This window comes from Chitiniphilus eburneus, assembly GCF_005048205.1.
GTDB lineage: Bacteria > Pseudomonadota > Gammaproteobacteria > Burkholderiales > Chitinibacteraceae > Chitiniphilus > Chitiniphilus eburneus.
Genome location: NZ_SUMF01000006.1, coordinates 101199 through 116058, shown reverse-complemented (window position 1 = coordinate 116058; position 14860 = coordinate 101199). Strand labels below are relative to the sequence as shown.

The following is a 14860-nucleotide window of genomic DNA, read 5'->3' as shown; positions in this document are numbered from 1 at the left end:
AATGCTAAGGGTTAGGAAATTTCTTACAAGCTGTCGTACCACAAGCGTGATTTACACTGGTTATCGCTGACGGCCCTATACGCAAAATGAAACCGGCAGCGCGATGGCTGCCGGCAATGGGATCGCCCGCGACGGGCATCTGGAAGGATCAGTTGGGCCAGATCGCGCCGAGAATGCGCGGCCCTTGCGCGCCGGTCACCTGCGGCAGGTTGCCGGGCTGGCGCGACAGGCAGCGCTGCGCCAGCCAGGCGAAGGCGTAGGCCTCTACCCAGTCCGGGTCGATGCCCAGCTCGGCGGTGCTGGCCAGCGCCACGCCGGGCAGCGCGCGGCCCAGCGCATGCATCAGGTGCGTGTTGTGCGCGCCGCCACCGCAGATATAGACCTCGTCCACGCCGGGCGCCTGCAACAGGATGGCATCGGCAATGCTCTGGACCGTGAGCGCCGCCAGCGTGGCCTGTACGTCCTGCGGCGCATCGCTGCGGCCGGTCAGCCGCCGCGCCAGCCAGCCGGCATGGAACAGGTCGCGCCCGGTGCTCTTGGGCGAGGGCATCGCGAAATAGGATTCGGCGAGCAACAGATCGAGCAGGTCGGGCAGTACCTTGCCGGTGGCGGCCCACTGGCCGCTGGTGTCGTAGCGCTGGCCCTGGTGCTGAGCGATCCACGCGTCGAGCAGTACGTTGCCCGGGCCGGTATCGAAGCCCACCACGTCGCCGCCGGGCGGCAGATCGGTCAGGTTGGCGATGCCACCGATATTGACGATCACGCGATGCCGGCGCGAATCGGCGAACACGGCCTGATGGAAGGCGGGCACCAGCGGGGCGCCCTGGCCGCCAGCGGCGACATCGCGCGAGCGGAAGTCGCCCACCACGGTGATGCCGGTCAGCTCCGCCAGCCGCGCGTGATCGCCGAGCTGCACGGTGTAGCCGCGTTCAGGGCGATGCCGCACCGTCTGCCCGTGATTGCCGATGGCCGCCACCTGCTCGGCGGGAACGGCTGCACGCAGCAGCAAGGCCAGCACTGCCTCGGCATAGCATTCGGCGAGCTGGATGCCTGCGCGCCAGGCGCGGTCGATTTCATCCGGCCCGCTGGCCTGGAGCGACAGCAGCGTGTCTCGCAGGCCGCCGGGCAATGGCCGTCCCTGTGCGGCGACGAGGATGGGGGTCGGGCCGGAGACATCCACCAGGACGGCGTCCACGCCATCCAGGCTGGTTCCGGTCATCAATCCGATGAAATACGGCTGGTTCATGGCGCGCACGGGGTAATGAAGGGCATGCCAGTGTAGCGGTTGTAAGGAAGGGCAGGGAAGCAGGGGAGGCTGGAAGCACGCACCCCGTCGATGGACGACGGGGTGTCATGGGTGGACGGTGTGCCGAACCGGCCAGAACGCTTGGATCAGTCGGCGCGGGCGAGTTCCACACGGGCCAGCAGGTTCAGTTGCGCCTGCATCTGGTCCGAATACGGGCGGAAGCGTGCGAACTCGCGCGGGTCCAGCGTGCGCGACTTGGGCAGGTTCAGTTTGGACGGATCGACCTGGTTGCCGGCGATCTTGAATTCGTAGTGCAGGTGCGGACCGGTGGCGCGTCCGGTGCTGCCGACAAAGCCGATGATGTCGCCCTGGCTGACGCGCTGGCCGGCCCTCAGGCCCGACGCGAAGCCGTTCAGATGGCCGTAGAGCGTGCTGTAGGCACCCTGGTGCTTGATCTCGATGGCGTTGCCGTAGGCGCCCTTGCGGCCGACGAAGGTGACGGTGCCGTCCGATGCGGCGCGCACGCGCGTGCCGGTGGGGGCGGCATAGTCGATCCCCTTGTGGGCGCGCCATTCCTTGAGGATGGGATGGAAGCGCATCGAAAAGCCCGACGACACGCGGGAGAACTCCACCGGGGTCTGCAAAAAGCTCTTCTTCAGGCTTTCGCCCTTGAGCGAGTAATAGGCGCCGTCGCCGGGGCGCGATTCGTACCACACCGCCGACAGCTTGCGCCCGGCGTTGACGAATTCGGCGGCGAGGATACGGCCGGTTTTCTGTTCCTGGCCATCGAGGGTATAGGTTTCGTAGACGACGCCGAAACGGTCGCCCTTGCGCAGGCGACGATGGAAGTCGATCTCGCCTTCGAAGATGGAAATCAGTTGCCGCGTGACTTCGTCCGGCAGTTCGGCGCGGTCGGTGGCGGCGAACAGCGAGCTATGGATCACACCGGATTTGAACGAGGTGCCGCGCGCCATTTCGGCTGGCGCCTGGTTCACGCGAAAGCCGCTGCCCGCCGGGCGCACCGTGATCTGGTTGCCGGCGGCGGTCACGTAGCTCAGTTGCAGCAGATGCCCGTCGGTGGTGGTCTGCGCGCGGATCACCCGGCCTGGATGCAGCTCGTACAACGGCTTGGCGGCGGTATCGGTGCGGATGAAATCCTTCGCCGCGTCGTCGTCCACGCCCAGGCGGGCAATCAGCGCGCCCAGCGTATCGCCGGAACGGATGACTTCCTCGCGCCAGAACGGCGTGTCGGCAATGCGCGCAACCAGCTCCGGCGCTTCCAGCGTGGTGGTGACGGGCGTGACGTGGATGGATTCCCGGGGGCCGAATTCGGCGACGCCATAGGCGGCGAAAGTCACCATCAGCGGCAGGGCCACTGCCGCCGCGAGCCAGCCAGCGCGGGCGCTGCCTTGGGAGTGGGCGGGCTTTTCGGATAGAATTTGGTTTTCGTACATCGTGTTGTTCAGGCTTCCTGGTGCGCGGCTAGCGTAACAAAAAGTTGTAGTGCCTGCCAAATCGACTTCATCATAAATTCCTTAATTTCCATAGGCTTACCAGCCGCTGATCTCCATGGCCGAACAAGAACAAACCCCACTGCACCCGGAAACCGTCGCCGCGCTTGCTGTCATCAAGCGTGGCGTGGAAGAACTGATTCCCGAAGAAGAACTGATCCGTAAGCTTGAGAAGAGCCGCGTTACGGGCGTGCCGCTGAAGATCAAGGCCGGCTTCGATCCGACCGCGCCGGACCTGCATCTGGGCCACACCGTGCTCATCAACAAGATGCGGCAACTGCAAGACCTCGGTCACACCGCTCAGTTCCTCATCGGCGATTTCACCGGTCGAATCGGCGACCCGACCGGCAAGAACACCACCCGTCCGCCGCTGACCGAGGAAGACGTCAAGCGTAACGCCGAGACCTACGAACGCCAGGTGTTCAAGATTCTCGACCGCGAGCGCACCGACGTGCTGTTCAACAGCGCATGGCTGTCCGACCTGGGTGCCGCGGGCATGCTGAAGCTGGCGGCCAGCATCACCGTGGCGCGCATGCTGGAGCGCGATGATTTCGCCAAGCGCTTTGCCGGTAACCAGCCGATCGCCGTGCACGAATTCATGTACCCGCTGCTTCAGGGCTACGACTCGGTGGCGATGCAATGCGACATGGAGCTGGGTGGCACCGACCAGAAATTCAACCTGCTGATGGGCCGCATGTTGCAGCAGCAGCATGGTCAGGCGCCGCAGGTGGTGCTGATGATGCCGCTGCTCGAAGGGCTGGACGGTGTGAACAAGATGTCCAAGTCGCTGGGCAACTACATCGGCATCGACGAACCGGCCAACGAGATTTTCGGCAAGGTGATGAGCGTGTCCGACACGCTGATGTGGCGGTATTACGAGCTGCTGTCGTTCCGCCCGATGAGCGAGATCGGCCAGTTCCGGCAGGACATCGAAGGTGGGCGCAATCCGCGCGACGTCAAGGTGATGCTGGCGCAGGAGTTGGTGGCGCGTTTCCATGGCCAGGCCGCGGCCGAGGCGGCGCTGGCCGATTTCGAGGCGCGTTTCCAGAAAGGCGCGATCCCGGACGAAATGCCCGAGTTCACGCTGAACGCCGAAGGCGATGGCCTGCCGGTCACCGCCGTGCTGAAGGAGGCGCAACTGGTGCCGTCCACCAGCCAGGCGATGCGCGATATCCAGGCCGGCGCGGTCAAGCTCAACGGTGAAAAGGTGGCCGACAAGGGCCTGCTGATCGCCCGGGGCGACACCGTGGTGTTGCAGGTGGGCAAGCGCAAGTTCGCCCGCGTGACCGTGGCCTGATCGCCGGGCCGCAACGAAAAGCCGCCCTCCGGGGCGGCTTTTTTTCGGGCGGCGCCAATGACCGTCAGTGCTGGGCGTTCCAGTTGCGGATCGCTTCCTTGCGGCTGGACGCCTGTTGGCCGATGGCGCTGCAATTGCCGTTGCGGCCGAATTTGGCGCACTGCACCCAGTAGCGGTTGGAGCCGGATTTGGTCACCTCGCCCGGCGAGCCGCATTTCGAGCAGGGTTTGGCGGCGAGGGCGGGTTGATCCGTGGGCTGGGTCATGGTCGGGTTCCGGAATGGCTGCGAGGCGCATTGTAGCCAATGCGCCTCATGTCGGGCGAAGTCCGCCGCGCGTGAAGCGGGGTGGCAGGGCTGCGGCTGTGCCGGCTGCCGGGGGCAACGTGGCTCACGCCGTGGGTGCTGGATCGGGCGCGGCGGGCAGGGCCGGCTCGGTGCCTTCGTCCGGCGCGGGGGCCGGGCCGCATGGTACGGCGCCGAGAAAGGCGCGCAGGATGCGTTGCTCGATACGCGCGCGCTGGCCCAGCGGCACCGGCAGTTGCAGATGCAGGCCCACCGATTCACGGTCGTCCAGCGACAGCCGCAGGCGCGGCTCCAGCGCCGCGCTTTCCAGCGCCTGGCCCCGTTGCAGTTCGCGCGCGTGCTTGGCGAGATCTGCCGCGTACTCCTCCACCACCGCGCGCGCCTCGGCCAGCATCGCGCTCTCGCCGCCCTGCCAGTCCTCGCCCCGGTTGATGTTCACGTGGACCGTGTGCAGCACATAGCTGCCCAGCATGGTTTCGTTGAATACCGGTTGCGACAGCACCAGGCTGTTGGGAAAGGTGATACCGCGCCCCACCGTGCCCTTGCGCGCCACGGCCTGGCTGGATTCCAGCAACGTTGTCGACAGCAGGTTGATGTCGATCACCTGGCCCTTGAGGCCGGCGATCTCGATGCGGTCGCCCACCGAATAGGCATGCGTGCTGGTGCGATAGATCGCGCCCATCATGCACAGGATCATTTCCTTGGTGGCCAGCACGATGGCGGCGGCGATGGCGACCAGCGATACCGCCAGCGTTTCGATCTCGTTGGCCCAGATCAGCGCCATGCCGAGCATGAACACCACCAGCACCACGTTGCGCAGGTTGATCAACCAGCGACGCTTCACATCCGGGCTGAAATCGTCGCGCTTGAGGATGCCGTGGCGGATCAGCGAACGCAGCACCAGCAGGATGACGATGAATACCAGCGAGGCGGCGAGATCGCGCAGGAAGATCTTGTCGATGAAATTGGGAAGCCAGGCGGGCAGCATGTGAACTCGTGAGCAACGGAATGGGCCGATTTTAGCAGGCCCCCCCGCCAAAGCCGCCCCAGACTTTGCGTTCCCCCTCCCGCTCAGCCCTCACAGCCCTCCCTCGATACGATAGGCTTGCACCTACGCCCGCCCTGAACCGGAGGAACCCGATGCGCCGTCTGCCCGCCTGGCTGCCTTGCCTGTTGATCCTGCTGTGCGTCGCCTGTTCGCGCCCGACCTTGCCCCGCCTGGCGCCCGACGCCACCGTGCTGGCGTTTGGCGACAGCCTCACCTACGGCACCGGCGCCAATGAGCGGCAGGCTTATCCGGCGGTTCTGGCCGGGCTGATCGGCCGCACGGTGATCAACGAAGGCGCGCCGGGCGAGACCAGTGCGCAGGGGCGCGAGCGGCTGGCGGAGGTGCTGGACGAAACCCGGCCCGCGCTGGTGATCCTGTGTCTGGGCGGCAACGATTTCCTGCAACGGCTGCCGCCCGGCGAAACCGCCGCCAACCTGCGCGCGATGCTGGAGGAACTGCGGCGGCGCAAGATTGCGGTGCTGCTGGTCGGCGTGCCGCAACCGGGGTTGCGGCTGACCACCGCGCCGCTGTATGCCGAACTGGCCGACGAGTTCAAGCTGCCGCTGGAGGATGAAGCACTGGGCGATATCCTGTCGCAGCGCACGCTCAAGAGCGACACGGTGCATCCCAATGCCGACGGTTACCGTGTCCTGGCCGAGGCGATCCGCGATAGCCTGGAACGGCACGGGGCGCTTTAGGGCGAATCGTCCTTCGCACCCCACGTTTGAAGGTTGATTCGCCCTAACGCGCATCGAACCGGGCTGCAAGATTGCGGTTTTTCCCGACGCGGCCGCTGGTTTACCATCTGGGGCCGGGCGCGGCCGCCGTGCCCGCGTCGTTCCCCGCACCCCCACCGCGTCGTTCCCGTCGCCATCCCGATGCCTGCCGCTCCCGGCGCTGGCGCGAATATCCCGATGCTTCCTCACTGCGCGGTGCCCAAGGAGAGGCCATGTCCATTGCCCAGATATCCGATTGGTTCCAATCGCTCTATCGCACCGATGCCTGGATCTACCAGGTCTTCACCGTGGTGCTGCTCACGGTGTTCGCCAGCGCGCTGGCGCGTTACCTGCTCAATCGCCTGGCCGTGCAGCTTGCGCGCACCGCCACCTATTGGGACGACGCGCTGATCCATGCCGCGCGCCGGCCGCTGACCTGGCTGGTATGGGTGATCGGGCTATCGGTGGCGGCGGAACTGGTGGCGCCGGATGCGCGCTCGGAGTTGTTCGATTTCGTCGATCCGGCGCGGCGGCTGGCGATCATCGTGCTGGTGGTGTGGTTCCTGGTGGGCTTCATCAACAACGTGGCCCATGCGCTGGTGCAGCCGCGCGAAGGCCATACTCCGGTGGACGTGACCACGGCCACCGCGATCAGCCGGTTGTTGCGCATCTCGGTGATCGTCACCGCCGCGCTGGTGGCGGCGCAGTCGCTGGGGTTCTCGATTTCCGGCGTGCTGGCATTCGGCGGCGTGGGCGGGATCGCGGTCGGCTTTGCCGCCAAGGATCTGCTGGCCAACTTCTTCGGCGGGCTGATGATCTACCTAGACCGCCCGTTCGTGGTGGGCGAATGGATCCGCTCGCCGGACCGCAACATCGAAGGCACGGTGGAGCATATCGGCTGGCGCCTGACCACCATCCGCACCTTCGACAAGCGCCCGCTTTACGTGCCCAACTCGGCGTTCGCCACCATCTCGGTGGAAAACCCCTCGCGCATGCGCAATCGGCGCATCTTCGAAACGCTGGGCATCCGCATCGAGGACAGCGACAAGCTGCCCGCCATCGTCGCCGACGTGCGCACCATGCTGGCGTCGCATCCCGAACTGGACAACGAACAGACGCTGATCGTCAATTTCAACGGCGTCGGACCGTCGTCGCTCGATTTCTTCATCTACACCTTCACCCGCACCACCGTCTGGGTGGAGTTCCATGCGGTCAAGGAGAAAGTGCTGTTCGAGGTGATGGCCATCATCGCCCGCCACGGCGCGGAACTGGCCCGGCCGACCACGCGGCTGTTGCGGGATGAGGCGGTGGGGAGCGAAAAACCTCAATCCTAAGACTCGGGGTTTCCCACCGATCCCGCTTCGCACGCCAGGACAGCCAGCAAATCCAGCGGCGCCGGGTTGGTCTGGCAGAAGTGGCGTTTGGCGGTGGGTTTCAGTTGCTTGAGCGCGTATTCGGCCCGGGAGGCCGTCGAGCGGTCGGGGTAGGGCGCGACGGCGAGCAGGCGCAAGGGGGGATGGGCGCGGGTATAGCGCGCGCCGCGCCCCGCCACATGCTCGGCCCAGCGCCGTGCCACGTCGGTGGCGATGCCGGTGTAGAGGCTGCCGTCGCGGCATTCGATCACGTAGAGAAACCAGCTCATCCGGCACCCGCGATGCGTCGCTGCTTGATCACGGGCGCCGGCCTGTCGTGGCTCAGGCGCCGTGGCACTTCTTGTATTTCTTGCCCGAGCCGCAGGGGCAGGGGTCGTTGCGGCCCACCTTGTCGCCGTCGCGGGTCACGGTTTCCACTTTGCCGTAGCGCGCTTCCAGCCAGTAGAACATCACATCCTCGACCAGCCACGGCAGCTCCGCGATGCGTTCTTCGCGTTGCGCCACGTTCATCACCTGCGCTTCGTCCTCGGGGTGATGGCCGGCTTCCAGCGTGAGGATGTCGGCGATGGTGTCGTAGAACGCCTCATCGTTGTCGAGTGCCGCCTGCCATTGTTCCTCGTGCGCCAGCATGCCCAGGCGGAAGCCGGACGCCCAGTAGGCGCCCAGCGATTCCTGCCATTTTTCATCCACGCCTTCGTCGGAGAGGATCAGCGGGTAGTACAGCGGATCGTCGCCGACGTTGCTGCGCCGCTTCACCGAGAATGCGTCGGCGATGGTGGCGGCATGGCGGCGCAGCGCGCCCAGGATTTCATCCGCTTCCTGCTGGTCGGCAAACTCGGGCGGCGTGCCGGCGAATACCTGCGGCAGCCATTCTTCCTCCGGCACGTCCACGGGGCCGGTGGTCAGCGCGACCAGAAAACCGTCGAGCATTTCCACGTCCATGGTTTCGTCGGGGGTGCGTGGCGACATCAGGAAGTCGTCCAGGTCTTGCAGTTCTTCGTCGGTAAGGGGGGCGAGTGACATGGGTGTCCTTTGGGTCTGATCGGATTCGCGGGCTGGGGTCTAGGGCGTGTCATCCAATGTTTCACGCCAGCCGTGATGGGGAACGCCATGCTGCGCGGCGTTGCGAGGGATGTCCTGGCTGGCCGCGCGTCGCTCGGTCGGCCAGGTCTGTGATGGAGGCGCGGTGTCCGATGCAATGCCGGTCAGGCGGGTCGATGGCGTCATTGCTTCAACTCCGCCAGCAGTTCCTTCACCCGCACCGCGCGCAGCATCGCTTCGGGCCAGTTGCCTTCGATGCGCAGGCGATCCGGCGGCACCATCTTGTAGTGCTTTTTGCTCTGCACCAACTGGATGATCTTGAACGGTTCCACCACGGTGTTGCGGGCGAAGGTGACGACGATGGCGGCATCGGCGGCGTCGATTTTCTGGATGCCCATCGGCTTGGCCTGCATGCGCAGGCGGTGGCATTCCAGCAGTACGCGGCCGGCATCCGGCAGCAGGCCGAAGCGGTCGATCAGCTCCTGCATCAGCGTGTCCAGATCGTCCGGCGTTTCGCAATTGGCCAGCCGCTTGTACAGGCTGAGCCGTTCGTGCACATCGGGGCAGTATTCGTTGGGCAGCAGCGCGGGCGCGTGCAGGTTGATCTCGGTGGTGACGCCCAGCGGCTGGCTGAGGTCGGGCTCCTGGCCTTTCTTCAATGCCTTCACTGCTTCGTTCAGCATCTGGCTGTAGAGCGAGAAGCCGATTTCCTGCATCTCGCCGGACTGCGATTCGCCCAGCACTTCGCCGGCGCCACGGATTTCCAGGTCGTGCATGGCCAGATAGAAACCGCTGCCCAGTTCCTCCATCGCCTGGATCGCCTCCAGCCGCTTGCGGGCGTCGGCGGTCAGGCCTTCCAGGTCCGGTACCAGCAGGTAGGCATACGCCTGGTGGTGGCTGCGGCCGACACGGCCGCGCATCTGGTGCAACTGCGCCAGACCGAACTTGTCGGCGCGGTTCATCACGATGGTGTTGGCGTTGGGGATGTCGATGCCGGTTTCGATGATGGTGGTGCACAACAGCAGGTTGAAGCGTTGCGCGTGGAAGTCGCGCATCACGTGTTCCAGCTCGCGTTCGCGCATCTGGCCATGCGCCACGCCGATACGCGCCTCGGGCAACAGCGCCGTCAGCCGTTCGCGCATGTTTTCGATGGTATCCACTTCGTTATGCAGGAAGAACACCTGCCCGCCGCGCTTCAGTTCGCGCAGCACCGCTTCGCGGATCACGCCGTCGGAATACTTGGCGACGAAGGTCTTCACCGACAGCCGCTTGGACGGCGCGGTGGCGATCACCGAGAAATCGCGGATGCCTTCCAGGCTCATCGCCAGCGTGCGCGGGATCGGCGTGGCGGTCAGCGTCAGCACGTCCACATTGGCGCGCAGTGCCTTGAGCTGCTCTTTCTGCCGCACGCCGAAGCGGTGTTCTTCGTCGATGATGACGAGGCCCAGGTTCTTGAACTGCACGTCGGGCTGCACCAGCTTGTGCGTGCCGATCACGATGTCGATGGCGCCTTCGGCCAGCCCCTTGATCGCCACGCCCACTTCCTTGGTGGAGCGGAAGCGGCTCAATTCGGCCAGCTTGATCGGCCAGTCGGAAAAGCGGTCGGAGAAAGTCTGGAAATGTTGCTCGGCGAGCAGTGTGGTCGGCACCAGCACGGCCACCTGCTTGCCGCCCGCCACGGCGGCAAAGGCTGCGCGCAGCGCGACCTCGGTCTTGCCAAAGCCCACGTCGCCGCATACCAGCCGATCCATCGGTCGGCCGATGCGCATGTCCACCAGCACCGCTTCGATCGCGGCGGCCTGGTCGGCGGTTTCGTCGAAGCCGAAGCCGGCGGCGAAGGCTTCGTAATCGTGGTGGCTCCAGTCGAAGGCGTGGCCCTCGCGCGCGGCGCGGCGCGCGTACAGGTTGAGCAGTTCGGCGGCGGTGTCGCGCACCTGTTCGGCGGCTCGGCGCTTGGCCTTGTCCCACGCGCCCGAACCCAGCTTGTGCATGGGGGCGGCGTCGGCCGCGCCGCCGGAATAACGGCTGATGACGTGTAGCTGGCTCACCGGCACGTACAGCTTGTCGCCGCCGGCGTATTCCAGCAGCAGTAACTCGGTTTCGCCTTCGCCCAGGTCCATCGAGACCAGGCCCTGGTAGCGGCCGATGCCGTGTGCTTCGTGCACCACGGCGTCGCCGATCTTGAGTTCGGACAGATCGCGCAGCATGGCGTCGGTGTTGCTGCGCTTCTGTTGCTTCTTGCCGCGTGTCTGGGCCACCGAGACGTACAGGTTGGCTTCGGTGACCACGGCGATGGCCGGGTCGGCCAGTGCGAAGCCGGCATGGAGCGGCGCCGCCGCCAGCATCACGCGTTCGCCGGATGCCAGGAATGCCTGCCAGTCCTCGGCCAGCGCCGGCTTCAGGCCGTACTCGGCAAAGAACTGCGCCATCGTCTCGCGCCGACCCAGGCTCTCGGCCGTGATCAGGATGCGACCGGGGTGGCTGCGGGTGAAGTCGGTCAGCCGCACGATAGGGTTGTCGGCGCGGCGATCCACGTCCAGCGCGGGCAGCGGCATCGTCTGTTCGTCGCGTTCGGCGGTGAAGGCCAGGCGGGGGTAGTCCTTGACGCGGGCGAAGAACTCGTCGGGCGGCAGGTACAGCACCCGGGGCGCCAGGATGGGGCGATCCTTCTCGCCGGACAGGTTGCGGTAGCGATCCTGCGTGTCGGCCCAGAAGCGATCCGCCGCGGCGTGCACATCGCCATGCAGCACCAGCAGCGCGCTGGACGGCAGATAGTCGAACACGGTGGCGGTGGTGTCGAAGAACAGCGGCAGGTAGTACTCGATGCCGGCCGGGGTCAGGCCGCTGCTGATGTCCTTGTACAGCCGGCTTTTGCTCGGGTCGCCCTCGAACACCTCGCGAAAGCGCTGGCGGAATTTGGTGCGGCCCTGGTCATCCAGCGGGAACTCGCGCGCCGGCAACAGGCGGATTTCCGGCACCGGATACAGGCTGCGCTGGCTGTCCACGTCGAAGGTGCGGATGCTTTCGATTTCGTCGTCGAACAGGTCGAGCCGGTACGGCAGGGGCGAGCCCATCGGGTACAGATCGATCAGGCCGCCGCGAATCGAGTACTCGCCGGGGCTATAGACCTGCGTGACGTGGCTGTAGCCGGCGAAGGTGAGGTCGGCGCGCAGTTTGTCCGGGTCGAACTTCTGCCCCTTCTTGAGCATGAAGGTGTAGCCGGCGAGGAACTCCACCGGCGCCAGCCGGCCCAGCGCGGTCTGCATCGGCACGATCACCACGTCGGCCTCGTCCTGGCGGATCTGCCACAGCGTGGCCAGCCGTTCGGAGATCAGGTCCTGGTGCGGGCTGAAGTGGTCGTAGGGCAGCGTTTCCCAGTCGGGCAGCAGCACGATGCGGTTCTGCGGCAGCCAGAACGCCAGTTCGTCCTTCAGGCGCGTGGCGGTGGCTGCGCTATCCGCCAGCACCACCAGCGGGCGGGATTGCGCCGCGTAGCGCGCGAGCAACAGGCTGTCGGCGGAGCCATGGGGTGTGGGGAGCGTCAGGCGCTCGCCGGGGCGGGGAAGGGCGGACACGGGTAGCGGGCGGAGGCAGCAAAAACGCCATTATACCGATCCCCCGCCGGACGGCCGGCCATGCCGACTTGCAATTTCGCGGGCCATGCCGAATGATTCGGCACGCCCTTTTGCGCCGTCGGTTCCCGACTGACGGGGTACGAAAAAAAAGCAGGCCCGCGACGGCCACCTTTTCCGACGACAACGATGATAAAGCGTTTCCCGCCTGGCTTCTGGCCGACCGCGCTGGCCTGTTGTGCGGCGCAGGCGCTCGCCTGGACGCTGCGCCTGCCGGGGCAGTATGCCGCCATGCCGGCGCTGGGAACCGGCGTGATGCTGGTGCTGCTGCTGCGCTATGGCCGCGCCGCGTGGGCCGGCGCCGCCATCGGTGCCTGTCTGTGGCCGCTGTTGTCGCGTGTCGGCCTGCCGTTGTTGCTGCCGCTGGCCGCGCTCCAGTTTGCCCAGGCCGTCGCGGTGGCGCGCTTCCTGCCGCAGTTCGGCCGTGGCGGCGAGCTGCGCGTGCACGATGGTTTGCGCTTCCTGGCGGTTGGTCCGCTGATCGGCGCCGGTGCCGCCGCCAGCCTGGGCGTGCTGGTGCTGTATCTGTTCCAGGCCCGGGGCGACGCGCCGCTGTGGGCGCAATGGCTGTTGTGGTGGTGGTCCGACGCGCAGGCCATGCTGGTGGCGCTGGCAGTGTATTTCGGCCTGGCCTACCGTCGCCGCGATCCGCGTGCCGGGCTGGAGCTGGCGCTGCTGGTGGCCGCCGCGGTGGGGGTATCCACACTCGTCTATTTCCCGCCCTGGCCGGGGCTGGGTGACCTGCAATTCCTCCTGTTCCCGCTGATGGTCTGGGCGGCCTTGCGGCTGCGCCTGTTCGGCGTGGGGCTGGCCGGGCTGATCACTACGCTGGCCGCCGCGCTGGCGCTGCACCTGAACCAGACCCCGGTGCTGGCAGCGGTACCGATGGTGACGCTGCTGGTGGCGGTGTCGATCACCGGCCTGCTGCTGTCACTGTCCAACCGCGAAGGCGCCGCCGCAGCGCGCGAATCGCGGCTGGCCGGGCAGGTGTTCCAGAACGCTTCGGAAGGCATCCTGATCACCGATGCCGATGCGCGGGTGGTGGCGGTGAACCCGGCCTTTACGCGCATCACCGGCTATTCGCGTGCCGAGGCCATCGGCCGCATCTCGCGCATGTTCGGTAGCCGGGGACGGCAACGCGTGGCCAACCGCGAGATGTTGGAAAAGCTGGCGCAGGAAAGCTACTGGCAGGGCGAGATGCTGGACCGGCGCAAGAATGGCGAGGCGTATCCGGCGTGGCTGTCGATCAGCGCGGTGCGCGATGAAGTGGGCGAGATTTCCAATTATGTCGGTGTGTTTTCGGACTACACCAACCGCAAGGAAGCCGAGCAGCGGTTGCATTTCCTGGCCAATCACGATGCGTTGACCAAGCTGTACAACCGCACCGCGATGCACGAGGCGCTGGGGCTGGCGGTGGGGCGCGCCGGCGAGGAGCAGCGGCAACTGGCGGTGCTGTTCATCGACCTGGACCGCTTCAAGGCGATCAACGATACGCTGGGCCACGACGTGGGCGATGAATTGCTCAAGGTGATCGCCCAGCGCCTGAAATCCAGCCTGAAGGATACCGATCTGATCGCGCGGCTGGGCGGTGACGAGTTCACCGTGCTGCTGGACAACGTGCAGCAGGTGGACGACGTGGCGCACATCGGCGAGCGATTGCTGACCGAGCTGTGCCGCCCCATCGTGATCCAGGGGCAGGAACTGTTCGTCACCTGTTCCATCGGCATCAGCCTGTATCCCAGCGACGGGCTGCTGCCCGCGCAACTGTTGAAGAACGCCGACGTGGCGATGTATCGCGCCAAGGAACTGGGCAAGAACAACTACCAGTTCTTCTCGCCCGACATGAACGCGCGCGCGTTCGAGCACCTGGTCCTGGAAAACAGCCTGCGCTATGCGCTGGAGCGCCGCGAGCTGATCCTGCACTTCCAGCCGCAGATCGATATCGTGTCTGGCGAGCTGGAAGGCGTGGAAGCGCTGATCCGCTGGGAACACCCCGAGCTGGGCCTGATCCCGCCCAGCAGCTTCATTCCGCTGGCCGAGGAGAACGGCCTGATCGTGCCCATCGGCGATTGGGTGCTCCAGGAGGCCTGTCGTATGCTCAAGCTGTGGCAGGTGGCGGGTTATGCCATTCCACGGCTGGCGATCAATCTGTCGGCGCGGCAGTTCCTGCGCGAGCAGTTGCCGCAGCAGGTGGCGGCCACGCTGGCCAGCCATGACATTGCGCCGCAACGGCTGGAACTGGAAATCACCGAGAGCATGATCATGCAGAACCCCCAGCGCGCGGTCAGCGTGCTGGGCGAGTTGCGCGCCATGGGGGTGAAACTGGCGATCGACGATTTCGGCACCGGCTATTCGTCGCTGTCCAACCTCAAGCATTTCCCGCTCGATACGCTGAAGATCGACCGCTCCTTCATTGTCGGCGTGCCCGAGGATGAGGATAGCGCCGCCATCGCCGAGGCCATCGTCGCCATGGCCAAGAAGCTGCGGCTCAAGGTGGTGGCCGAAGGCGTGGAAACGATCCAGCAGATGCTGTTCATGCGGCGCAGCGGCTGCCACGCGGTGCAGGGCTACCTGTACGCCATGCCGCTGGACGCGGATGGCCTGCTGCGCTACCTTGCGCGCGAAGGTTACGCGGCGGCCGGCCCGGTGGATGCCAGCCCGGCCAAGTGACGCGCAGCCCGCGCCCCGGCGC

Annotated in this window: 12 protein-coding genes; 4 read left to right on the top strand and 8 right to left on the bottom strand. The window is 66.1% G+C overall.

The annotated features are described in order from the left end of the window. Nucleotides 1-148: 148 nt before the first annotated feature. Nucleotides 149-1246: an anhydro-N-acetylmuramic acid kinase gene (locus tag FAZ21_RS08270; RefSeq protein ID WP_136772824.1), complete on the bottom strand. Its 1098-nt coding sequence runs from the start codon at nucleotides 1244-1246 to the stop codon at nucleotides 149-151. A gap of 146 nt (nucleotides 1247-1392) precedes the next feature. Beyond that, nucleotides 1393-2700 (bottom strand): M23 family metallopeptidase, encoded by a 1308-nt coding sequence (locus FAZ21_RS08265; protein ID WP_136772822.1) that lies wholly within the window; start codon nucleotides 2698-2700, stop codon nucleotides 1393-1395. Nucleotides 2701-2815: 115 nt separating this feature from the next. On the opposite strand from FAZ21_RS08265, the gene tyrS reads away from it, so the two are divergent. Continuing rightward, nucleotides 2816-4054 carry a tyrosine--tRNA ligase gene (gene tyrS / locus FAZ21_RS08260; protein ID WP_136772820.1) on the top strand — a complete coding sequence of 413 codons (1239 nt, stop codon included), beginning with the start codon at nucleotides 2816-2818 and terminating at the stop codon, nucleotides 4052-4054. A gap of 64 nt (nucleotides 4055-4118) precedes the next feature. On the opposite strand, the gene FAZ21_RS08255 is transcribed toward tyrS, so the two are convergent. After that, nucleotides 4119-4319 (bottom strand): Lar family restriction alleviation protein, encoded by a 201-nt coding sequence (locus tag FAZ21_RS08255; protein ID WP_136772819.1) that lies wholly within the window; start codon nucleotides 4317-4319, stop codon nucleotides 4119-4121. Nucleotides 4320-4443: 124 nt separating this feature from the next. After that, on the bottom strand, nucleotides 4444-5346 hold the full coding sequence (locus tag FAZ21_RS08250; RefSeq protein ID WP_136772817.1) for a mechanosensitive ion channel family protein: 903 nt from the start codon (nucleotides 5344-5346) through the stop codon (nucleotides 4444-4446). Nucleotides 5347-5498: 152 nt separating this feature from the next. Here FAZ21_RS08250 and FAZ21_RS08245 point away from each other — a divergent pair, with 152 nt between their 5' ends. Then, the gene (locus FAZ21_RS08245) at nucleotides 5499-6104 is read left to right on the top strand and encodes an arylesterase (RefSeq protein WP_136772815.1); all 606 of its coding nucleotides are present in this window, start codon (nucleotides 5499-5501) and stop codon (nucleotides 6102-6104) included. 251 nt (nucleotides 6105-6355) lie between these two features. Next, on the top strand, nucleotides 6356-7456 hold the full coding sequence (locus tag FAZ21_RS08240) for a mechanosensitive ion channel family protein (protein ID WP_136772813.1): 1101 nt from the start codon (nucleotides 6356-6358) through the stop codon (nucleotides 7454-7456). On the opposite strand, the gene FAZ21_RS08235 is transcribed toward FAZ21_RS08240, so the two are convergent. Genes FAZ21_RS08235 through mfd form a run of 4 tightly spaced genes read right to left on the bottom strand, consistent with a single transcriptional unit; the run spans nucleotide 7453 to nucleotide 12111 of the window. Then, nucleotides 7453-7764, bottom strand: coding sequence for a GIY-YIG nuclease family protein (locus tag FAZ21_RS08235; protein WP_136772811.1), 312 nt, complete (start codon nucleotides 7762-7764; stop codon nucleotides 7453-7455). The genes FAZ21_RS08240 and FAZ21_RS08235 overlap by 4 nt on opposite strands. A gap of 52 nt (nucleotides 7765-7816) precedes the next feature. Continuing rightward, on the bottom strand, nucleotides 7817-8518 hold the full coding sequence (locus FAZ21_RS20805; RefSeq protein ID WP_136772809.1) for a UPF0149 family protein: 702 nt from the start codon (nucleotides 8516-8518) through the stop codon (nucleotides 7817-7819). Nucleotides 8519-8557: 39 nt separating this feature from the next. Beyond that, the gene (locus FAZ21_RS20255) at nucleotides 8558-8722 is read right to left on the bottom strand and encodes a hypothetical protein (RefSeq protein ID WP_169307307.1); all 165 of its coding nucleotides are present in this window, start codon (nucleotides 8720-8722) and stop codon (nucleotides 8558-8560) included. Beyond that, complete coding sequence (gene mfd / locus FAZ21_RS08225) at nucleotides 8719-12111, bottom strand: transcription-repair coupling factor (RefSeq protein WP_136772807.1); 3393 nt, start codon at nucleotides 12109-12111, stop codon at nucleotides 8719-8721. Before mfd ends, FAZ21_RS20255 begins: the two co-directional genes overlap by 4 nt. Nucleotides 12112-12297: 186 nt before the next feature. Here mfd and FAZ21_RS08220 point away from each other — a divergent pair, with 186 nt between their 5' ends. Beyond that, nucleotides 12298-14838, top strand: coding sequence for a putative bifunctional diguanylate cyclase/phosphodiesterase (locus FAZ21_RS08220; RefSeq protein WP_136772805.1), 2541 nt, complete (start codon nucleotides 12298-12300; stop codon nucleotides 14836-14838). Nucleotides 14839-14860 lie beyond the last annotated feature (22 nt).